General features: G+C 42.2%; 16 protein-coding genes, 2 tRNA genes and 1 pseudogene. 13 read left to right on the top strand and 6 right to left on the bottom strand.

Going from position 1 to position 21,596, the window contains the following annotated elements:
• Positions 1-72: 72 nt before the first annotated feature.
• Positions 73-1,128 (bottom strand): bifunctional diaminohydroxyphosphoribosylaminopyrimidine deaminase/5-amino-6-(5-phosphoribosylamino)uracil reductase RibD, encoded by a 1,056-nt coding sequence (ribD, locus tag AB9N12_RS04675; protein ID WP_369890103.1) that lies wholly within the window; start codon positions 1,126-1,128, stop codon positions 73-75.
• A gap of 36 nt (positions 1,129-1,164) precedes the next feature.
• Between ribD and prmC the strand changes: the two genes are divergently transcribed.
• The 7 genes from prmC to AB9N12_RS04640 all read left to right on the top strand — a co-directional run bounded on the left by prmC (position 1,165) and on the right by AB9N12_RS04640 (position 5,341).
• Entirely contained in the window at positions 1,165-2,001 is an 837-nt protein-coding gene (prmC, locus tag AB9N12_RS04670) for a peptide chain release factor N(5)-glutamine methyltransferase (protein WP_369890102.1), read from the top strand.
• Positions 1,998-2,471 (top strand): regulatory protein RecX, encoded by a 474-nt coding sequence (locus tag AB9N12_RS04665; RefSeq protein ID WP_369890101.1) that lies wholly within the window; start codon positions 1,998-2,000, stop codon positions 2,469-2,471. Before prmC ends, AB9N12_RS04665 begins: the two co-directional genes overlap by 4 nt.
• An 82-nt stretch (positions 2,472-2,553) precedes the next feature.
• The gene (gene pyrE, locus AB9N12_RS04660) at positions 2,554-3,192 is read left to right on the top strand and encodes an orotate phosphoribosyltransferase (protein WP_369890100.1); all 639 of its coding nucleotides are present in this window, start codon (positions 2,554-2,556) and stop codon (positions 3,190-3,192) included.
• A gap of 95 nt (positions 3,193-3,287) precedes the next feature.
• Complete coding sequence (locus AB9N12_RS04655) at positions 3,288-3,698, top strand: SRPBCC family protein (RefSeq protein ID WP_369890099.1); 411 nt, start codon at positions 3,288-3,290, stop codon at positions 3,696-3,698.
• A 36-nt stretch (positions 3,699-3,734) separates the two neighbouring features.
• A complete protein-coding gene (gene argH, locus AB9N12_RS04650) occupies positions 3,735-5,075 on the top strand; it encodes an argininosuccinate lyase (protein WP_369890098.1) in 1,341 nt (446 codons plus the stop codon).
• Positions 5,076-5,168: 93 nt separating this feature from the next.
• Positions 5,169-5,241, top strand: a tRNA-Gly gene (locus AB9N12_RS04645).
• A gap of 16 nt (positions 5,242-5,257) precedes the next feature.
• Positions 5,258-5,341: transfer RNA gene (locus AB9N12_RS04640), tRNA-Leu, on the top strand.
• A 462-nt stretch (positions 5,342-5,803) separates the two neighbouring features.
• Here the strand turns inward: AB9N12_RS04640 and AB9N12_RS04635 are convergent.
• A complete protein-coding gene (locus AB9N12_RS04635; RefSeq protein WP_369890097.1) occupies positions 5,804-6,274 on the bottom strand; it encodes a hypothetical protein in 471 nt (156 codons plus the stop codon).
• A gap of 120 nt (positions 6,275-6,394) precedes the next feature.
• Between AB9N12_RS04635 and AB9N12_RS04630 the strand changes: the two genes are divergently transcribed.
• The 6 genes and pseudogenes from AB9N12_RS04630 to AB9N12_RS04605 all read left to right on the top strand — a co-directional run bounded on the left by AB9N12_RS04630 (position 6,395) and on the right by AB9N12_RS04605 (position 15,501).
• Entirely contained in the window at positions 6,395-6,949 is a 555-nt protein-coding gene (locus tag AB9N12_RS04630; RefSeq protein WP_369890095.1) for an RNA polymerase sigma-70 factor, read from the top strand.
• Between the two features lie 56 nt (positions 6,950-7,005).
• Complete coding sequence (locus AB9N12_RS04625) at positions 7,006-7,992, top strand: FecR family protein (RefSeq protein ID WP_369890094.1); 987 nt, start codon at positions 7,006-7,008, stop codon at positions 7,990-7,992.
• A 161-nt stretch (positions 7,993-8,153) separates the two neighbouring features.
• Positions 8,154-11,489, top strand: coding sequence for a TonB-dependent receptor (locus AB9N12_RS04620; protein ID WP_369890092.1), 3,336 nt, complete (start codon positions 8,154-8,156; stop codon positions 11,487-11,489).
• Positions 11,490-11,504: 15 nt separating this feature from the next.
• The gene (locus AB9N12_RS04615) at positions 11,505-13,160 is read left to right on the top strand and encodes a SusD/RagB family nutrient-binding outer membrane lipoprotein (protein WP_369890090.1); all 1,656 of its coding nucleotides are present in this window, start codon (positions 11,505-11,507) and stop codon (positions 13,158-13,160) included.
• Between the two features lie 61 nt (positions 13,161-13,221).
• Positions 13,222-14,338, top strand: a pseudogene (locus tag AB9N12_RS04610) (glycoside hydrolase family 18).
• A gap of 32 nt (positions 14,339-14,370) precedes the next feature.
• Complete coding sequence (locus tag AB9N12_RS04605; RefSeq protein WP_369890089.1) at positions 14,371-15,501, top strand: DUF1735 and LamG domain-containing protein; 1,131 nt, start codon at positions 14,371-14,373, stop codon at positions 15,499-15,501.
• A gap of 428 nt (positions 15,502-15,929) precedes the next feature.
• Here the strand turns inward: AB9N12_RS04605 and AB9N12_RS04600 are convergent, their stop codons facing one another.
• The 4 genes from AB9N12_RS04600 to proC form a co-directional block, all read right to left on the bottom strand.
• Complete coding sequence (locus AB9N12_RS04600) at positions 15,930-18,101, bottom strand: polysaccharide lyase 8 family protein (protein ID WP_369892804.1); 2,172 nt, start codon at positions 18,099-18,101, stop codon at positions 15,930-15,932.
• A 414-nt stretch (positions 18,102-18,515) separates the two neighbouring features.
• On the bottom strand, positions 18,516-20,171 hold the full coding sequence (locus AB9N12_RS04595; protein ID WP_369890087.1) for an AMP-binding protein: 1,656 nt from the start codon (positions 20,169-20,171) through the stop codon (positions 18,516-18,518).
• A gap of 7 nt (positions 20,172-20,178) precedes the next feature.
• Positions 20,179-20,733: a helix-turn-helix domain-containing protein gene (locus tag AB9N12_RS04590; protein WP_369890085.1), complete on the bottom strand. Its 555-nt coding sequence runs from the start codon at positions 20,731-20,733 to the stop codon at positions 20,179-20,181.
• A gap of 39 nt (positions 20,734-20,772) precedes the next feature.
• Positions 20,773-21,546, bottom strand: coding sequence for a pyrroline-5-carboxylate reductase (gene proC / locus AB9N12_RS04585; RefSeq protein WP_369890083.1), 774 nt, complete (start codon positions 21,544-21,546; stop codon positions 20,773-20,775).
• Positions 21,547-21,596: the final 50 nt, after the last annotated feature.

Here is a 21,596-nt window from a genome sequence, read left to right as displayed (position 1 = left end):
AAGTTTTATATAAAATTATAGATAATAATACTGTTTTTATCGACGTAAAACCCTTGAATAGAACAATCTTGGCTATATCCGATGAACATAGTGCCAAAATTGTCTTTCGAAGTGTTCTTCTATCGAATAACTAAATTTATCGTTCATTTGAGGCGATTTAACACCGGAATGTAGTCTGCTGGGGCATTTCTCGATATACGCTTCATCCCATAGTTCATTATTAATAAACGATTGCAGTAATTGACTTCCTCCTTCTACCAGTAAAGATTGTATTTTCCGTTGATACAATGCTTCCATGATCTGTTTTAAGGGATTATGACTGAAGTCGATAGTGATATATGTGATGTTATTTCTTTCCGGCTGATGCTTTTCAGTAAAGACAAATGTCGGTACGTTTCCATTGAAAATTTGTAAATCATTTGGAAGGGATAAGGCGCGATCTAGTACAATACGTTTCGGATTGCGCCCGTACCAATTGCGTACTGTCAACGACGGATTATCCAGTAAAGCCGTTCGCCTGCCTACCATAATCGCATCGGCCTCTGCTCTTTTTTTATGCACTAGCATGGAACTAAGAGGAGAGGAGAGGACTATAGGCTTTCCGCCTGTACGTTCAATATCAATAAAACGATCGGCTGATTCTGCCCATTTCAATGTAATGAAAGGACGGTGAAGCGTATTGAACGTAATAAAACGACGAATCAGCGATTTGCATTCTTCCTCTAATATGCCGACTGTAACCTCCCGTCCGGCATCCCGTAGTTTCTGAATCCCACGCCCGGCTACTTCAGAAAAGGGGTCCTGGCATCCGATAACAATGCGTGGTATCTGTTTCTCTATAATCAGATCTGCACAAGGAGGTGTTTTCCCATAGTGGGAACAAGGTTCCAGACTCACATAAATCGTAGAATGTTTCAATAAAGACTCATCTTTGACAGAACGGATTGCATTAACTTCCGCGTGTGCCTCTCCGCAACGAATGTGATAACCTTCACCGATAATACCTCCGTTATATACGATAACAGCCCCTACCATCGGGTTGGGAGACACATTGCATAACCCGTTTTTTGCAAGCTTAATGCAACGCCTCATGTATTTTTCTTCTTCCATTTTGGTGCTCTTCTCCATATTATTCTTACTTTTGCACTCCGAAATTGTGTAAATATGAATCGTATCACCGCTTACATTCGCCAGTCTTTACAGGATATCTATTCACAGGAAGAGATAAAAGCTCTTTCAATGTTGATTTGTTGCGACATGTTAGGCTTAGATGTGCTCGATATTTACATGGGCAAAGATATAATTTTATCCGAATGCAAACAGCGTGAATTAGAAAACATTATATTCCGTTTACAGAAAAATGAACCTATACAGTACATTCGCGGTTTTGCAGAGTTTTGTGGAAGGAATTTTAAGGTTGCTTCCGGTGTGTTAATCCCTCGACCGGAGACCGCAGAGCTAGTAGAGCTAATCGTTAAGGAGAACCCAAATGCCCGTCGTCTGTTAGATATAGGTACGGGGAGCGGATGCATTGCGATCTCTTTGGATAAAAAACTTCCGGATGTAGACGTAGAGGCTTGGGATATTTCGGAAGAAGCGTTGGTTATTGCCCGTAAAAACAATGAAGAATTGGAAGCCGGAGTGAAATTCCTACAAAGAGATGTACTGTCCGATGATTGGGAAAAGGTGTCGTCTTTTGATGTGATCGTCAGTAATCCGCCTTATGTGACTGAAACGGAGAAAAATGAAATGGACGCTAATGTCCTTGATTGGGAACCGGGTTTGGCCTTGTTTGTTCCTGACGAGGACCCTTTGCGGTTTTATAAACGTATAGGCTGTCTGGGACGTGAATTGCTATTGCCGGGAGGAAAACTTTATTTTGAGATCAACCAGGCTTATGGCCGGGAGACAGCACACATGCTTGAAATGAACCAATACCGTGATGTTCGTGTTATAAAAGACATATTTGGAAAAGATAGAATAGTTACAGCTAACCGATGAGTGCACAATTGACTGATGAAGAGGCTTTAAATCGAGTAGCCTCTTACTGCTCTACTGCCGAGCATTGCCGGGCAGAAATAAATGAGAAGTTACAACGTTGGGGAATTGCCTATGATACCATTGCGCGTATTCTTGACCAACTGGAATCTGAGAAGTTTATCGATGATGAACGTTTCTGCAGAGCTTTTGTGAATGATAAGTTTCGCTTTGCCAAATGGGGAAAAATGAAAATAGCCCAAGGGCTTTATATGAAGAAGATTCCATCTGATGTGGCATGGCGTTATCTGAATGAAATCGATGAAGAAGAATACCTTTCTATTCTGCGTGACCTGCTGGCTTCTAAACGAAAAAGTATCCATGCGGCAGACGATTATGAATTGAATGGAAAGCTGATGCGATTCGCTATGAGTCGTGGCTTCGAACTGAAAGATATCAAGCGTTGTATCGACGTTCCCGATGAAGAGGAGTAAATTGACTGAAAAAATAAACGGATTCTTCTTTTTATTCTCATTCAATTTCTGTACTTTTGCGGCAAATAATCAATAGTTAGTTATGAAAAACTTAGAGAGACTATTTGCGGAGAAACTGTTGAAGATTAAGGCTATTAAACTTCAACCCGCTAACCCTTTTACATGGGCTTCTGGATGGAAATCCCCCTTTTACTGTGACAACCGTAAAACTCTGTCCTATCCTTCTCTTCGTAATTTTGTGAAGATTGAAATTACACGTCTGATATTGGAACGATTCGGACAGGTGGATGCGATTGCGGGTGTGGCTACAGGTGCTATTCCGCAGGGAGCTTTAGTAGCTGATGCATTGAACCTGCCGTTTGTGTATGTTCGTTCTACCCCCAAAGACCATGGATTGGAAAACCTGATTGAAGGTGAACTTCGTCCGGGCATGAAAGTCGTAGTCATAGAAGATTTGATTTCTACCGGTGGTAGTAGCTTGAAGGCTGTTGAAGCCATTCGTCGTGATGGTTGCGAAGTGATTGGTATGGTGGCAGCTTATACATACGGATTCCCGATAGCCGAAGAGGCATTCAAAAATGCGAAGGTGACTTTGGTGACGTTGACCAATTATGAAGCAGTGCTTGATGTTGCTCTTCGTACAGGTTATATTGAGAAAGAAGACATACAGACATTGAATGAATGGCGTAAAGACCCTGCTCATTGGGATGCTGGAAAATAAAATTCATTTTTTGCTCAAACATAGTTAGTAAAAAGAACTGTTCGGACAATATTGGGTCGGATTGTTCTTTTTTTGTTTTATATTAATAGAAAATTATGAGTAACTTTGAGAGTAGTGTCAAGATAATACCTTACAGCCAGGAGCGTGTATATCATAAGCTTTCGGATCTGAGTAATCTGGAAGCCGTCAAAGATCGTTTGCCGAAAGATAAGGTGCAGGATTTGAGTATTGATTCGGATACGTTGAGTTTTAGTGTCTCTCCTGTCGGGCAACTGACCTTGCAAATTGTAGAGCGTGATCCTTGTAAATGTATAAAGTTGGCGACAACAAACTCTCCACTCCCCTTTAATATGTGGATTCAATTGGTTGGAACTGCAGAAGAAGAGTGTAAGGTGAAGGTTACTATCGGCATGGAGCTTAATCCGTTCATGAGAGCAATGGTTCAGAAACCTCTCCAGGAGGGCTTGGAGAAGATGGTTGATATGTTGGCAGTTATTGATTATTAAAACAAGTATTAATGCCTAATACTTAAATTTATTTTTATGGCACAGAAACTTTGGGAGAAGTCCGTACAGGTGAATAAGGATATTGAACGTTTCACAGTAGGTCGTGATCGCGAGATGGATCTTTATTTGGCCAAGCATGATGTGCTCGGCTCTATGGCTCACATTACGATGCTGGAAAGTATCGGTTTGTTGACGAAAGAAGAACTGGAACTGTTGCTGGCAGAGTTGAAGAGTATTTATGCTTCGGCAGAAAGAGGTGAATTTGTGATAGAAGACGGGGTGGAAGATGTACATTCACAGGTAGAACTGATGTTGACCCGTCGTTTGGGTGATATGGGAAAGAAAATACACAGTGGCCGTTCCAGAAACGATCAGGTCTTATTGGATTTGAAACTTTTTACCCGTACGCAAATAAAAGAAGTGGCCGAAGCAGTAGAACAACTTTTCCATGTACTGATTCATCAGAGCGAACGATATAAAGACGTTTTGATGCCGGGGTATACTCACTTACAGATCGCGATGCCTTCTTCTTTTGGTTTGTGGTTCGCTGCTTATGCCGAGAGTCTGGTGGACGATATGCTGTTTTTGCAGGCTGCATTTAAAATGTGTAATCGTAATCCATTGGGTTCTGCAGCAGGATATGGCTCGTCCTTTCCTTTGAACCGGACAATGACGACCGACTTACTTGGCTTCGATTCGATGAATTATAATGTTGTGTATGCTCAAATGGGGCGCGGGAAAATGGAACGTAATGTCGCTTTTGCATTGGCTACGATTGCCGGAACCATTTCCAAGTTAGCTTTTGATGCCTGCATGTTTAATAGTCAGAATTTTGGTTTCGTGAAATTGCCGGATGACTGTACCACGGGGTCCAGTATTATGCCTCATAAGAAGAATCCGGATGTTTTTGAACTGACACGTGCTAAATGCAATAAATTGCAATCGCTTCCTCAACAAATTATGATGATTGCAAATAATCTGCCTTCCGGTTATTTCCGTGATTTACAAATTATAAAAGAAGTTTTCCTGCCTGCTTTTCAGGAATTGAAAGATTGTTTGCAGATGACAACTTACATTATGAATGAGATAAAGGTCAATGAACATATCCTTGATGACGACAAATACCTCCTTATTTTTAGCGTGGAAGAGGTGAATCGTCTGGCACGTGAAGGTATGCCTTTCCGTGATGCATACAAGAAGGTTGGTCTGGATATTGAAGCGGGAAAATTCTCTCATACAAAAGAAGTACACCATACTCATGAAGGCAGTATTGGCAACCTTTGCAATGTGGAAATCTCTGCATTGATGCAGCAAGTGATCGATGGATTCAATTTTTGTGGAATGGAGAGAGCGGAGAAAGCGCTGCTTGGGAGATAGAATATACTTTCGAAGGATCGTTTTTTAAACTTTCCTTCGAAAAGATTTGGCAGAAACAAGTAAACTGCTTATCTTTGCACCCGTTGAAAAAACGCGGAAATAGCTCAGTTGGTAGAGCATAACCTTGCCAAGGTTAGGGTCGCGAGTTCGAGTCTCGTTTTCCGCTCTTTCTTTGAAAGGATGCTCGAATGGTGGAATGGTAGACACGAAGGACTTAAAATCCTTTGGCCATTGCGGCTGTGCGGGTTCAAGTCCCGCTTCGAGTACTTGGTAGAGCTCTGTAAACTAAAGGTTTATGGGGCTTTTTATTTTATAGATCTCTTCTGTTTTCTACGCTCTCTCTCATACATAAAAACGAAAATCCTCTTTCATCCTATCACCGTCTTCCTGAAACTCTTTATTCATCGTATTTACAGGGCGGTGATAGGTTGTTGCTAACCTATCACCTCATCTGTCACCTATCACCACCTGTTTTTTGAAAAAGCGTCCGGTAAACAATCATTTTTTAATAAGGAATACATCTTGTTTCCCTACGTGGAAACTGGTGTTTCCTTACGTGGAAACTAGTGTTTCCTTACGTGGAAACTAGTGTTTCCTTACGGTGGAACTAGCGTTTCCTTACGGGAAACTAAGTATTGCATTACGGAGAACCAGGTGATAGGTGACAGATACGGTGATAGGTTAGCAACAACCTATCACCACTCCGTAAATACGATGAATAAAGAGTCTCAGGACGATGGTGATAGGTTGAAAGAGGAATTGACGAAATCAACAAGGAGAGAAGCGGTAATAACACTCGTTGGTGTATCAAACTGCTCTGCAGTTGCAACACCTTGGGGAATTTCCTTACCCGACCTCGCGGTCAGTTTACGCTGGTTGTATTGGCGGCGGGTAATCAGGTTGGGAAGCACATCTCCTTTCTCGGCATGAAGACGTTTGAACAGGTAATTTTCACTGTCAAATCCAAATGCTTCGGCTATGGTCGAAAGGGCTGTGACTTCCCAATCGGAAAACTTGGGGACTACACCGCAATGTGGGTGATTGCCGTTCTTGTCAACACGATTTTCGGCAAATTCTTTGAATATGTCGAGCATTTTACCGAACTTTACGATGAAGTCGTGCATAACTGTGATGATAGTAATCAATGCTTTGAACACCAATAATTTGCTAAATATCAGAAATAGGTACAACTTCTTCATTATAAATATTTCATTCTTTTAATTCAACCAACAGGCATATCCTTTGTTTTTGATATGATTTCTTTAATCTGACATATGTACTATTGGATTTAGCCGTGAACATTGAAAAATACTACAGAGATGGAAAATACTGACAAGCAGATTGAATTAAAGTTTCAGCGGTTTTTTACTGTGAATTTTCCGAAAGTAAAGAACTTTGCTCAAATGCTGCTTAAATCTGAACGTGATGCGGAAGATGTGGCTCAAGATGTTTTTTGTAAGCTTTGGTTGCAGCCGGAGTTATGGCTGAATAATGATAAAGAACTAGACGATTATATCTTTATAATGACTAGAAATATAGTTCTGAACATCTTTAAACATCAACAGGTAGAACAAGAATATCAGGCGGAGGTTATAGAAAAGACTTTTCTTTATGAATTGACAGAGAAAGAAGAGATTTTGAATAATGTATATTATAAGGAGATGCTGTTGATTATTCAGTTGACCTTGGAAAAAATGCCGAAACGTCGTCGGCTGATATTCGAACTTAGTCGTTTCCAGGGATTAAGTCATCAAGAAATAGCAGATAAACTCGGTGTTTCTATTCGCACTATAGAGCATCAGGTTTATTTGGCATTGATCGAATTAAAGAAGGTGCTTCTCTTTTTTATTTTTTTCTCCAATATTTTTAAGTAGTGTGTGCGTAGTAGTTGTATTTAGTATATAAAGCCCAAAAAGAAAGAAAAAGATTCATGAGAAATTATATTCAACAACTCATAGAATTGTTCGGTCATAATAATTATTCAGCCGATACACAGAAGAGAGTGCAACAGTGGTTGGTTGCTGAGGAGCATGTTGATGAAAAGAATGAGGCTCTTCGTGAGCTTTGGAAACAGGCAGAAGGACAGAGAGTACCTGATGGTATGCAACAATCCATACAACGAATGCGGCGGAATTTGGGAATGCAGTCTGTTACTTCGCGTAGAAATTACCAGTTGCTTATATGGAGAGCTGCAGCAATTTTCTTATTAGCCGTCTCATCCGTTTCTATTTATCTGATGTTGGAAAAGGGCCGGCCGGAAAAAGACTTGGTTGAATGTTACATACCGACAGCAGAAATTCATGAACTCACATTACCGGATGGTACACATGTCATGCTGAATTCAAAAAGTACACTACTGTATCCGGAACAATTTACGGGAGAAACCAGAAGCGTATATTTGATTGGTGAGGCAAATTTCAAAGTAAAGCCGGATAAGAAACATCCTTTCATCGTAAAAGCTAATGATTGTCAAGTTACAGCTCTGGGAACAGAGTTTAATGTAAATGCTTATCCTGAAAGTAATGAATTAATAGCTACCTTATTGGAAGGTTGCGTGAAAGTGGAATTCAATAACTTGATGTCAAATGTTATATTGAAGCCCGACGAGCAATTGATATATAATAAACGAACGAAAGAACATGATTTACGATTACCGGAGATGAGTGATGTGACAGCATGGCAACGTGGGGAGCTTGTTTTTAGTAATATGCATTTGGAGGATATTTTCACTAATCTCGAGCGTAAGTTCCCTTACGCTTTTGTATATAGCCTTCATAGTATGAAGAAGAACACATATAGTTTCCGTTTCCGAAATCAAGCAACATTGGAAGAGGTGATGGAGATTATATCACAGGTGGTAGGAGATATAAATTATGTAATTAAAGGAAATAAATGTTATGTAACGAATAAGAAATAAAACCTGTTGTAGAACCTATTAAAATAAATGTTATGCCAAAAAATATCCGGAAGGAATGCCCGTTCCCTCCGGATGTGAAATCAATTCTTTTCAATATTAGCGTGTATGGACGCTATTCTAAATGATCCCAGAATAATAACCAATTAACTAATATCAAAAAGATGCTACAAATTTATAAAAAAATAGCAGAAAAAATAGCTTATAAGCTGGTCTTTCTCAATTTTTTAAGTCTATTACTACTTATACAGACCCAAGCTTTTGCTCAAAACGATAGTAAAATTACTATCCGGCAAGAAAATATCACTGTTATTGATGCATTAAAAGCTGTGGAAAAACAGTCTAAAATGTCGATAAACTATAGTGATTCCGAATTGAAAGCGAAGCAGATTGTTGGTCTTAATTTGCAAAATACATCAGTACTGGCAGCCCTTGATATAATCTTGAAAGGAACAGGTTTCGTTTATCAAATTCAGGGTAATTACATTATAATTACAGAAAAGAAGCCAATTGTTGTTGCACAGACAGTAAAAGATATCAGAGGAAAAGTAACTGATGAAAAGGGGGAACCATTGATTGGAGTAAATATAACTGTGGATGGCAGTGCTACAGGTACAATAACCGATTTGGATGGAAATTTCTCAATGAAGGCCCCTGATCATTCTCAGTTTAAGGTGTCCTATATCGGATATGCCACCCAAGTCATCCCTGTTTCAAAAAAAGATTTCTATCAGATTGTAATGAAACAAGATACAGAGGTCTTGGAGGAAGTGGTTGTAACGGCATTGGGTATCAAGCGGGCAGAAAAAGCATTGTCTTATAATGTACAACAGATTAAGGGTGATGATTTGACTACTGTGAAAGATGCGAACTTTGTGAATTCATTGAATGGTAAGGTTGCCGGTGTGAGCATTAACCGAAGTGCAACAGGTGTGGGGGGAGCTACACGTGTGGTAATGCGTGGTGCCAAATCTATCGAGGGTAACAACAATGCACTGTATGTGGTGGATGGTATTCCTCTGTTTAATACGGATATGGGAAATACGGACAGTGGTATTATGGGTGAGGGAAAGGCTGGTACGGAAGGTATCGCCGACTTTAATCCGGAAGATATTGAAAGCATCTCTGTGTTGAGTGGTCCTTCGGCTGCTGCACTTTATGGTAGTAGTGCGGCCAACGGTGTTATCCTGATTACAACCAAGAAAGGTAAGGAAGGAAAACTTTCCGTGCAGTTTTCTTCTTCTGCTGAATTTAGCAGAGCTTATATGACTCCTGATTTTCAGAATACTTATGGAAATAAAAAAGATACGTATGAAAGCTGGGGTGAAAAACTACCTACTCCATCTGGTTATGATCCCCAAAAAGACTTCTTCCATACCGGTACCAACTTCATCAACTCGGTGACCTTGACCACAGGTACGCAGAAAAATCAGACTTTTGCTTCGTTCTCTTCTACAAACTCCAAAGGTATTGTTCCGAATAACAGTTATAATCGTCTGAATTTTACCATCCGGAACACTGCGACTTTCTTCGATGACAAACTGCAACTTGACTTGGGTGCATCGTACGTCAAGCAGGACGATACGAATATGGTCTCACAGGGACTTTACTGGAATCCGATTGTGGCTGCCTATCTCTTTCCGAGAGGTGAGGACTTTGAAGATATTAAGACTTTTGAACGTTTTGATGACAGTCGTAAGCTGCCAGTACAGTATTGGCCGGTTTCGGATGCAACTTATGCTTCACAAAATCCATACTGGACGGCTTATCGTAATGTATCAACCAATGAGAAAAGCCGTTATATGTTCAATGTAGGTTTGACCTATAAAATTACAGACTGGTTGAATATCGCAGCTCGTTACCGCATGGACGATACTTATGTATTGTTTGAACGTAAAATTTTTGCCTCTTCTGATCAGGTTTTTGCTGAAGGTAAGAAAGGACATTATGAGTATATTAACTACAATGACCACCAGGAATATGTTGACGCTATGTTGAATATCAATAAGCATATTCAGGACTTCAGCATCTCTGCCAACTTCGGATGGAATTACTCTAACTATTGGGCGCTACAAAGAGGCTATAAAGGAACATTGTTGGGAGTCCCCAATAAATTTGCAACGTCAAACATCGATCCGTCGAATGGCCGCATTTTAGAAAAGGGAGGTGATAGTCGTGTGCGTAATCATGCTATCTTCGGCAACGTGGAACTAGGATGGAGAAGTATGCTCTACCTCACCTTGACCGGGAGAAACGACTGGAACTCACGGCTCGTCAATACAAGTGAAGAATCATTTTTCTATCCTTCTGTCGGATTATCTGCCATTATTTCTGAAATGGTGAAACTTCCAGAATTCCTTTCTTTTATGAAGGTGCGCGGTTCATATACCGAAGTGGGTGCTCCGGTGTCACGTTCGGGCTTGACCCCTGGAACAGTCACTACTCCGATTGTGGGTGGTAACTTTAAACCTACCTACATTTATCCGTTCACCAATTTCAAAGCAGAGCGCACCAAGTCGTATGAATGGGGACTGAGTCTACGTTTGTTTGGCAAGTTCAATGCAGAGGTAACTTATTATAAGTCGAACACTTACAACCAGACTTTCCTAGGGAATCTGCCTGAATCTACCGGTTATAACTCCATTTATCTGCAGGCTGGTAATGTTGAGAATCGAGGGTGGGAAGCATCATTCGGTTACAGCGACCGTTTCAAGAATGGACTCTCGATTTCTTCTACGTTGACTTTCTCGAAGAACATCAATGAAATCAAGGAAATGGTGAAAGACTATCATACAGAGGTGATGGGAGTTCCTGTCTCCATTAATATTCCGGAAGTACTGAAAGACAAAGGGCGTACTATTCTGAAAGAAGGTGGAAGCATTCACGACATCTATGCAACCCGCTTTTTCAAGAAAGATAGCCAGGGCTATGTGTTGGTAAGTAGTGACGGAAAATATGAAATGGAGGACGGTGAGCCGGTGTTTTTGGGCAAGACTGCTCCCGACTTCAACATGGGATGGAATAATGCTATTTCTTATAAGGGGTTTGGACTCGGCTTCCTGATTAATGGACGTTTTGGAGGTGTGGTCACATCTTCAACAGAAGCAATCCTCGACCGTTACGGAGTGTCTCAGCGCACAGCCGATGCACGAGATTCGGAAGGTGCATTGTTCCCGGGACAAGGACGGGTAGATGCTAAGACATATTACCAAATGATTGGTACAGGTAACTATCAGACTTCAGGTTACTATGTATACAGCGCAACCAACATACGTCTACAGGAACTTACATTCAGTTATACAATGCCTAACAAATGGTTTGGGAATGTAGTGAAAGATGTATCGGTTTCTTTCATTGCCAACAATCCATGGATGTTGTACTGCAAAGCTCCGTTCGATCCGGAACTGACTCCTTCTACGGCAACGTATGGACAAGGAAACGACTACTTTATGCAACCAAACGTGCGTAGCTTCGGTTTCGGATTGAAATTTAAACTTTAATAGATTCATTACATTATGAGAAGAATAAAACAATATATATTTTTTGTTGTTGCTTTTGCCGTTTTGGCACTGGCATCGTGTAATTATGAAGAGATTAACACCAATCCTTTCGAGATGACTGACGGAGAAGGTGTAATGGATGGCATCGTCGTGGGAGGATATATCACGGCTATGCAGAAATCTGTGTTTCCTACTGGAACACAGGCTGATGATACAGGTCCGGTTAATGCATATCAAACTGCATACAATCTGTCTGCTGATGTATGGAGCGGCTATATTGGAATAAACAATACGTTTGAAGGAGGGAATTGTCACCTGAATTACGTGATAGTCAATAGCTGGGTTTCAACAACTTTTTCTAACTCCTATACTAATTTGCTTGACCCTTGGAAGAAACTGACAGCTTCGGCCAAAGAGAATGATACTCCTGAAATAGCTGCTTTGGCACAGATTCTGAAGATTTCAGGATGGCATAAAGTGCTGGAAAGCTTTGGACCGATACCCTATACGGCTGCAGGAAAGGGGACTATAGATGTCCCTTTCGACTCAGAAGAGACGGTTTATACAGAAATGCTTAAGGATTTGACAGAAGCAGTAGAGGTCTTGACTCCAAAAGCGGTAAACAATGTAAAGGTGATGTCAGATTATGACTTGGTGTTCAACGGTGATGTAACCAAATGGGTGAAATATGCCAATTCGCTGATGCTTCGTCTGGCAATACGTCTCCGTAGCGTGAAACCGGAACTGGCAAAACTGTATACCAAACAAGCTGTGGAACATGCTATCGGTTTGATGACCGAGGCTGGTGATGCAGCCGGTGCCGGTCCGGGTCCGGTAATCGCTCTTCGTAATCCGCTGTACTGGATAGCTGATAATTATAATGATGCACGTGTAGGTACATCCATACTTGCTTACTTGATAGGGTATAAAGATCCTCGTCTGAGTGCATATTGTGAGCCTGCTAATAGTCAATGTACGGTTGCGGTAACAGCTTTTGACAATAATAAGTATCAAGGTGTCCCTTTGGGTCATACTCATACCCGTTCGAAGGATACAGACCCGACGGATAGCTATTACTTTTATTCCAAACCGAAAATTCAGGGAAATACTCCACTGTATTGGATGCGTGCCTCCGAAGTGTACTTCTTGCGTGCTGAAGCTGCCTTGTTTTGGGGTACGGAATACGGGAAAGGTGATCCCGAAACGCTTTACAAACAAGGTATAGAAACTTCATTTCAGGAAAATGGTGTGACAGGTTCCGTAGATGCCTATATGGCTTCCGGTAATAAGCCTGCTGCGAATAAAGTCACCAGTAGCAAGTTTGGTTTCGACTATCCGGCTCCCAGCCGAGCTACTGCAAAGTTTGAAGGAACACTGGAACAGAAACTGGAGAAAATTATCATTCAGAAGTACATTGCTCTTTATCCTAACGGTCAGGAAGCTTGGACGGAATTCAGACGTACCGGTTATCCTAAATTGAATCCTATTATATCAGGAGGGAATCATAATTCGACTCAGATCACTGCAGCTAGAGGTATGCGTCGTATGACTTATCCGAACAGCTTTAATGGAACGGGGCAGTCTCATGAGATTTATCTGGATGCGGTGCGAAAACTAGGTGGAGTAGATAATGCTGCAACCGACTTGTGGTGGGCTAAGAAGAACGAATGATCGTACGTTTTTTCATGTTAGAAACTTTAAACTAAAACAAAATCTTGATACATCAATAAATATGAAAGCATTAAGAAAACTAGTATATTTCCTTTCTCTGGCAGGATTGATGATAACAACTTCCTGTACTGATGTGGAGAATATGGAAGTGGAGCATATCGGAGGCTATAACACACTGGGTGACAGTGAATATTATGCTAACTTGCGTGCCTATAAGGCAACCGCTTGGAATTACGGACGTCCCGTAGCCTTCGGGTGGTATTCCAACTGGTCTCCTGCCGGAGCTTATCGAAGAGGATATCTGACCTCCATGCCGGATAGTATGGACATTGTTTCTATGTGGAGTGGTGCTCCCGGACGCTACGAGATTACTCCCGAACAGAAAGCAGACAAAGAGTTTGTGCAAAAAGTGAAAGGTACGAAGTTGTTGCAAGTGAGTCTACTGTCGTATATAGGTAAAGGGGCAACTCCGGGATCTGTATATGCTGATGTGGAAAAGCAGGCAGAGGCAGAAGGTTGGACTGAACAGCAATTAGAAGAGGCTAAAAAGCAAGCTCGCTGGAAATTCTGGGGATTTGAAGGTCAATTCAATAGTGATAACCATAAAGCATGTCTGGCAAAGTTTGCCAAAGCTCTCTGTGACTCTCTATACGCAAACGAGTGGGACGGTTACGATGTTGACTGGGAAATCGGAAGCGGTGTATTTGATATGGATGGAACATTGAGTACTAATGAGCACTTGATTTATTTGGTCAAGGAGATGAATAATTACATCGGTCCGAAGAGTGATCCGGAAGGTAAAGGACATAAGATGATTTGTATTGATGGTAGGATTGGCGGTCTAACCAGAGAATTGGATGAGTATGTCGATTATTGGATTATACAGAGCTATGGTTCTTCCAGACCGGGTCTTGAAGGTTATGGGGTTGATCCTAAGAAAATAATTTGCACAGAAAATTTCGAAGCCTATGCTCCTACCGGTGGCGGATTGTTGGGCCAGGCTGCCACTATGCCATCGAAAGGATATAAAGGCGGAGTGGGGGCTTATCGATTCGAAAAAGACTATGACAACACCCCTGATTATAAGTTTATGCGTCGGGCTATTCAGATTAACCAGCAGGTTTTCAATGAATGGAAAGCTAAACAAAATGAGGCGGAAAAATAAGCCGCAAGGATAATCCAATTTGTAAATTAGTAAAACAAAAAGAATATGAATAGACATATATTCAATTATTTGATAGTAGGAGGTATAGCACTGTTGCTCTGTGCTTGTAACGATAGTGAGAGTAAGCTGCTGGAACCTAAGGTTTATTTCGAAAATAAGGAATATAATCTCTCTGTGGAGGATGACGATGTGCAGACTTTTGACTTGACCTCGAGACTTTCTACCATGACCTCTTCACAGGTTGATGTATCGTATACCATAGCTGATCCAAGCGTAGTGGACGAATACAATGCGAAGTATGGAACTGCTTACGAGATGTTTGATGCATCAAACGTAAAAATGAGTAGTATTACTTCAACAATCCCAAGTGGAAAGTTGTATGCGGATAACGTAACAATGGAACTATCCGGCCTGAAGACATTGAAAAAGGGAAAATCGTATGTTTTGCCGGTTCGGGTGCAGTCGGCTTCTGTTCCGACGCTTTCCGGGACAAGTATTGCGTATTTCTTTCTCTTTAAACCAATAAAAATAACCAAGGTTGGAAAATTCAGTAATACGTACATTTCAATCAAATACCCGGTCGGTACTTACTTCTCATCGTTCACTTACGAAGCGCTGATTTATGTCAATAACTTTGCTAGTAACAATACGATTATGGGAACTGAAGGTGTGATGATTTTCCGTATTGGTGATGCTCCCGGTGTTCCTAGAGATGTTCTGGAAGCTGCAGGAACACAGAACTATCATACTACGGAAGCGTTGAAGCCGGGTCGCTGGTATCATGTCGCTTTGACTTACGATCAGCCTTCGGGAAAAACCGGTATTTATGTCAATGGATCGAAATGGGCAGGATCGGATTGGGGGCTTCCCGGTTTTGACCCAAATTCGGATGTCGGTTTCAATATCGGTAAGATTCCGCGTTTTCCATGGGGAGAACGTCCGTTGAACGGTAAGATGAGTGAAGTTCGTGTTTGGAGTGTCGCCCGTACTGAAAATCAGCTTAAGCAGAATATGATGGGCGTTGATCCGGCATCGGAAGGGCTGGCACTCTATTATAAACTGGATGGATCGGAAATTCAAGAAAGTGGAGTCATTAAAGATGCTACCGGTCGTCTAAGCGGTACAACTAATGGTATAATGATTGAAACATTGAGTACTCCGATAACCATCAATTAACAGCTGATATCACTTTGTGAAGTAACAGTTGAACTGGAATAAACTAGGATTAGTTTTTTAGAGAAGAGAGAGAAGGAGAGGGTGTGTCATAATGCCTAAATATAAAGATTTACCTCTGCCACAGATAGCTATAGCAGGGGTAATTTCCTCAGAAAGAGAATTTTGATACACCCTTTTTTAAACCCCTAACGCATGCTATTGGGCAAATCTGCCGTGCCGTTGGTACAGTGTTCATCCTATATTATATGGTATCTTCTCTCCGGGCTATTGGTAGTAAAGTTGCTATTCATTAGATACAAACTTCTTTTAGGTTGCAACTAAAGTTATGTTTGACTGATTACAAAAACGGAACTTGTGTTTGTAGATTAAGATTAATTAAAAAGAAGTTTGCTTCCTATGAAAAGAAAGTTCAGCCTCTAAACGTGATTCTACCGATTATCATAAAGGAGATATTTCTTCGATGTACCGGCATAGATACCTGTATTTTCAAAATCACATGCGATATTCCGGATGTCTTTGGAGACTTGGGGGATACAGACCTCTACTTTGATGCGTGACTGACTTTGTGAGGGGTCTGCAATGTACAATTCCGCATTGTCCCGACAGATGTCTTTGAGCATTAATGCGCATGCCTTATCCACTTTCACCGTGATCTCTTTATGGCGAAAGGTCCCTTTGCGATAAAATACCATTTGCCAGATATTCAGTTTTTTGTTTCTGACAATCTGCATCGAGTCCGTGTTGACTAAGATTTCAATCGGATTCTTTTTCTGATATGTGTTCAGTTGCCGTGCAGAAGTTATGCCCGGTGCAATGATGTATGCATAAGTAGCATTGCCGGGTGTAATCCCATGATCGAACCCAATCGTGAAAACTTCCCGATGTTGCATCTCTTTGGATTCCGTCTGATTGATGTCATACCATGAGCCGGACTGTTGCTGATTGCTGAGAAACACACGACCGCCTTGTGGAAAAATATATCCGATGCCATTGTGCAGCGCCCAAGCGAGAGAGTCGTAGAAAAATTCTCCTTTCTCTACGGATATTGGTCTCTTCTTCTGTGCTACCAATATATCCTTATCATTAAGCAGACATTGATTGATCGTCGTAAAGACAGGAGCATGAGAGGCAGAATTGATTCCTGCTCCTAAACATACCACTTCATCGTCGAAGAAGAACCATGCTTTCTTGGCTCCGGTGTTTATTCCGGCATAGTGATCCATGTAGGCATATGTGGATACTCCATAGATACTGTCCGATACGCCTCCGGCAAAAGTGGAAGTTCCTCGGGTCTGCCAATCACTTGCTGCCATGGGTATCGTATCCAGTTGCGGGGCAGTGGTTCCGGGAATCCTGCACCAGTTCCAGACGGGGAAGATATTGATATACTCATTGCCTTGTACAGATATATTGGTACATCCGTCCGACATGAAATAAGTTTTCAGGTTTTCCCCATTGCCGTATTCGCACCGCATGGTGCGGGTGGATACCGTGCGCACATCAAAAGTATAGGCAGGACGTACGTGCAAGGTATAGTCTGCACGGAAATAATGAGTGTGAAGCGGTTGCAACTTGTAGCAGGCAGATTGTTTGCCTTCCAGCCGTGCGATAATGGCGTTGTATGCATCGGCATGTTCGGGGTCGAGGATAGCCATTCGGCGGGCAAAGAGGGCAGTGGCGCTTTTGTCAGTAATGTTCTTTCGGCTTATTCCCCTGCCGAGCACATCGAAAAGCATGTGCCGGCTGCGTATGGTCTGATAGTAAGTGTAGCGCATGAATTTGCTCAATATCCCTATCTTTTCAGTGCTCAAAGCATATTTTGTACCTTGAGTGTACATAGCCACCTGTGTAGTCCCTTTCAGAATTTCATCTCCATATCCGCCGATATAAAGTTGCACGCCGTGCTGGAAGTAACTGTTGTCATGCTGGAAACCTTCTCTGACAGTGTATTCTATCGGGCTATAGGCATTTTCGAGAGCTGTTTTCAGGTCGGCTTCGTTCTTCTCCAGACATGCCCGATAAATCCAGTGCAGGGCGATATCGGTGCGGTTGGCACCGGTCCATTTGGCGGGGTGCCCTCCTTCTTTACGTATGCGTTGCAAGGTTTTAGTCTCCAGTGAGGTTGGTATCTGCTGTTTGCCGATGCGCATCTGTATGAGCAATATACTTAGTTTTTGCGGTTCGGCAATTTGGTTGTACCACCAATTGTTGCAATTCGGATTGCGTTCGTACCAGTATTCAAGACCTTTCACTATCTTCTGGTAAAGATCCTTATTCTGATAATAAGCGTTTTGGGGGTTCGTGTAGGCGAAAGCAAAGTCGTACAGTCTTTCGATGTGGATGAGAGGCTCCCAGTTGGTGCGGTCGCGACGACTGTAATCGATGTCGGTAAAGTAACCGGTAGCTGCGTCATATTTATTAAGGTACTTTGCTATATCCGGATTCCGGGCGAAGTCTGCCCTGATTTTCTCCATTAAAGTTTCAAACTCATCATTTTCGGGAGTGGTCCTACCGATCTTGCTTTGGTCTGCATTTGCTGTGTAAAGTACAAATACTTGCATCAACAAGAAAAGCATAATGGTACGATAAATAAGTTTCATGTCGGCAATATTAAAGTTATGTGTCCAATGAGTGCAAAGGTATGGAATTGCCATAGTTGGTTATGTCACTATTGTCTTTTCTTTAGGGATTTAACTGCATATTTTGTCCAATACATTATTTTATCCCTATAATCGGACAAAAACATCCCTTCTTTTATTATTTCTTGTATTGTCTTTGTATTCCGGATGAATCTAATTTCTCTTTATAACCTTAAAAAAACTACGATATAAAATGATACGAAATAATATCCGTTACATACTATTGTTCTTTTGTTTTTTTCCATCTTTCCGCCCAGCGCTTTAAGACGCTGGGGAGGAAGACGGGTTTTCTCAATCCTCTGTGTTGGCCATCTATCAGGACACATTATAAAATAAGGAGGTACCTCCGTTTAATATGGTCGATAAGTAAAAGATTTACTTTTCATCGTTCTCACGAATTTCCACCCGGCGTATCTTGCCACTGATGGTCTTCGGAAGTTCTTCCACGAACTCGATTACGCGGGGGTATTTATAAGGAGCAGTCACTTTCTTCACATGGTTCTGCAATTCCTTAATCAGTTCTTCTCCGGCACGTGCTTTATAGTCCTTAGACAAGACTATTGTAGCTTTTACTACCTGACCGCGAATCTCGTCGGGTACTCCGGTGATGGCGCATTCTACCACTGCGGGATGTGTCATCAAGGCACTTTCTACTTCGAACGGGCCGATGCGGTAGCCGGAACTCTTGATTACGTCGTCTGCACGACCTACGAACCAGAGATAGCCGTCCTCGTCTTTCCAGGCAACATCGCCGGTATAGTAAATGCCATCGTGCCAAGCTTCGTGAGTGCGTTCCGCATCCCTGTAGTATTCTTTGAAAAGTCCGATAGGTTTTCCTTTATTGGTGCGGATTACGATTTGCCCTTGTTCACCCGCTTCGACGGAACGACCTTCATGATCAATCAAATCTACCTCATATTGAGGATTCGGAAGTCCCATGCTTCCCGGTTTCGGTTCCATCCAGGGCATAGTGGCAACGGTAAGGGTTGTTTCCGTTTGTCCGAAACCTTCCATCAGTTTGATACCCGTCAGCTTTTTGAAAGTATCAAATACGGCAGGGTTCAATGCCTCTCCGGCGATGGTACAGTATTTGAGTGAAGACAGGTCGAATTTTGTCAGGTCTTCGTGAATCAGGAAACGGAAGATGGTAGGAGGCGCACAAAGGGAAGTGACATGATAGTTCTGTATCTTTTCCAGAATGTCTCTCGGTGTAAATTTCTCATGGTCGTAAACGAAGATGTTTGCGCCGGCAATCCATTGTCCGTAAAGTTTCCCCCATACCGCTTTACCCCAACCGGTATCGGCAATGGTGAGGTGCAGACTGTTCTCGTTCAGATTGTGCCAGAAACTACCGGTAACGATATGACCCAACGGATAGGTAAAGTCATGCGCCACCATCTTAGGTTCACCGGTAGTACCGGAGGTAAAATACATGAGAGAAATGTCATCATTCGTGTTCGCATGGCGCGGGCGTACGAATGGAGCAGCATGCTCGATGCCCCGATGGAAGTCTTCGAAGCCTTCCGAAATTTCCGGTCCGACACTGATTAACTTTTCTACAGTCGGACACTCGGGGAGAGCATCTTTGATATGTTGCAGGATGATTTCCTCTCCGGCTGCTATGATCATCTTGATATCGGCGGCGTTGCAGCGATAGATAATATCTTTTTTAGTCAGCAAGTGGGTAGCCGGAATGACGGTTGCTCCCAGTTTGTGGAGAGCGATGATACTATACCAGAACTCATAACGGCGTTTCAGAATCAGCATCACCATGTCACCGCGACCGATACCCAGGCTCTGAAAGTAAGAAGCGGTCATGTCCGTATAACGCTTCATGTCAGCGAATGAGAACTGGCGACTTTCGCCTTTATCATTTGTCCAAAGCAAAGCGTTCTTGTCGGGCTGCTCGGCAGCCCAAGCATCTACTACGTCGTAACCGAAATTGAAGTTCTTCGGGACGTTTATTTTCAAGTTTTTGATAAAATCCTCTTGTGAACAGAAAGAGGTCTGTGATAAAAATCTTTCTACCATGATGTTATTACATAATTACTGCCAGAAAACGTACCGTTTTGCCATCGAGCGCTTTCATGCCATGTGGAAGTTTAGAGTTAAAATAGATACTGTCGCCTTGGTTGAGGATGATTTCTTTGCCTTCGATGTTGATAAGCATACGACCCTCAATTACCAGATTGAATTCCTGTCCGTTATGTTTGTTGTAGTGGATCGGTTCGTCGTTTGTTTTGGGTTCAACAGTGACGATGAACGGGTCAGCAGTACGGTTCATGAATCCTGAAGCTAGTGATTGGTATTTATAAGCTTTGGTACGTTCGATGCTGACTCCTTTGCCTGCACGAGTCACGAAATAGCTGTTCATTTTGGGTTCTTCGCCAAACATCAGAGTGTCGAGAGCTATATTATATGTACGGGCTATTTTCTGTAACATGCTGACAGAGATGTCGTAATCTCCGGTTTCTGCAAGTCGGTATTCTTCAGCAGAGATGTCGCTGTCGCGGGCGATATCCTCTGCGGTCAGCTCCAGTACATCACGTAATCCGCGGAGGCGTTCTGCGATCTGTTTAATCTGTTCATTCATATAAGTGGTTCGTATTTTTTGATTAATAATTCTATGGTGTTATCGGGAGGCTTTCATGGCTTTGATGATAGCGGAAGTGAAGCCATTGTGTTCCAATTCATTGATTCCTTTGACAGTGATTCCGCCCGGAGTGGTCACCTTATCGATTTCTATGCCGGGATGGGTGTCATTGTTCTGAATCAGTGCGGCTGCTCCTTTTAAAGATTGTGCTATCATTTGCATGGCATCTTTGGGGTGGAGTCCCATTTCGATGCCTGCTTGCATGGCTGCCTGAACATATTTCAATACATAGGCGATGCCGCAGGATGCCAATGCGGTGGCTGCTGCTATTTTGTCTTCGGGAATCAGCATCACTGTTCCCATTTCGCTGAACAACCGTAGGATGAATTTGTCTTGTTCATCGTTCGTATTGCGGGCAGCAACAAGCGTCATGCTTTCCTGTTCGCTGATAGCGGTGTTAGGAATTAGGCGGAACATGGCCATTTCCGGTGCTACGACATAATGAGCCAGTTCTTCAAAACTGATGCCGGCAGCTACGGAGATGAGTATCTGTTTGCTTTTCAGTTTCAATTCGCACATTACCGGTTCCATCAACCACGGTTTGACGGCAAGGATGACAATATCTGCTCCTGTGGCAGCTTCCACATTGCTGTTGGTGATAGAGATATCCGGAAATTCATTTTTTAGTTTCTCTAGTTTTCCGGTACTCGGATTGGATACTATGAGGTCCGAATCGTCTATCAGACTTCCTTTTGCCAGGCCACGGGCTATTGAACCGCCCATGTTTCCTGCACCGATAATGGCTATTTTCATATACGCTTGTTTTTAATGAGTCGTTAAAGGCAAAGATAACTGTTAATTAC

Source organism: Bacteroides sp. AN502(2024) (genome assembly GCF_041227145.1).
Lineage (GTDB): Bacteria > Bacteroidota > Bacteroidia > Bacteroidales > Bacteroidaceae > Bacteroides.
This window is presented reverse-complemented; position numbering and strand designations above follow the sequence as displayed.

Coding starts and splice junctions, on each gene's coding strand:
- ribD (WP_369890103.1), bottom strand. CDS start 1,128: ATGGAGAAGAGCACCAAAATGGAAGAAGAAAAATACATGAGGCGTTGC.
- prmC (WP_369890102.1), top strand. CDS start 1,165: ATGAATCGTATCACCGCTTACATTCGCCAGTCTTTACAGGATATCTAT.
- AB9N12_RS04665 (WP_369890101.1), top strand. CDS start 1,998: ATGAGTGCACAATTGACTGATGAAGAGGCTTTAAATCGAGTAGCCTCT.
- pyrE (WP_369890100.1), top strand. CDS start 2,554: ATGAAAAACTTAGAGAGACTATTTGCGGAGAAACTGTTGAAGATTAAG.
- AB9N12_RS04655 (WP_369890099.1), top strand. CDS start 3,288: ATGAGTAACTTTGAGAGTAGTGTCAAGATAATACCTTACAGCCAGGAG.
- argH (WP_369890098.1), top strand. CDS start 3,735: ATGGCACAGAAACTTTGGGAGAAGTCCGTACAGGTGAATAAGGATATT.
- AB9N12_RS04635 (WP_369890097.1), bottom strand. CDS start 6,274: ATGAAGAAGTTGTACCTATTTCTGATATTTAGCAAATTATTGGTGTTC.
- AB9N12_RS04630 (WP_369890095.1), top strand. CDS start 6,395: ATGGAAAATACTGACAAGCAGATTGAATTAAAGTTTCAGCGGTTTTTT.
- AB9N12_RS04625 (WP_369890094.1), top strand. CDS start 7,006: ATGAGAAATTATATTCAACAACTCATAGAATTGTTCGGTCATAATAAT.
- AB9N12_RS04620 (WP_369890092.1), top strand. CDS start 8,154: ATGCTACAAATTTATAAAAAAATAGCAGAAAAAATAGCTTATAAGCTG.
- AB9N12_RS04615 (WP_369890090.1), top strand. CDS start 11,505: ATGAGAAGAATAAAACAATATATATTTTTTGTTGTTGCTTTTGCCGTT.
- AB9N12_RS04605 (WP_369890089.1), top strand. CDS start 14,371: ATGAATAGACATATATTCAATTATTTGATAGTAGGAGGTATAGCACTG.
- AB9N12_RS04600 (WP_369892804.1), bottom strand. CDS start 18,101: ATGAAACTTATTTATCGTACCATTATGCTTTTCTTGTTGATGCAAGTA.
- AB9N12_RS04595 (WP_369890087.1), bottom strand. CDS start 20,171: ATGGTAGAAAGATTTTTATCACAGACCTCTTTCTGTTCACAAGAGGAT.
- AB9N12_RS04590 (WP_369890085.1), bottom strand. CDS start 20,733: ATGAATGAACAGATTAAACAGATCGCAGAACGCCTCCGCGGATTACGT.
- proC (WP_369890083.1), bottom strand. CDS start 21,546: ATGAAAATAGCCATTATCGGTGCAGGAAACATGGGCGGTTCAATAGCC.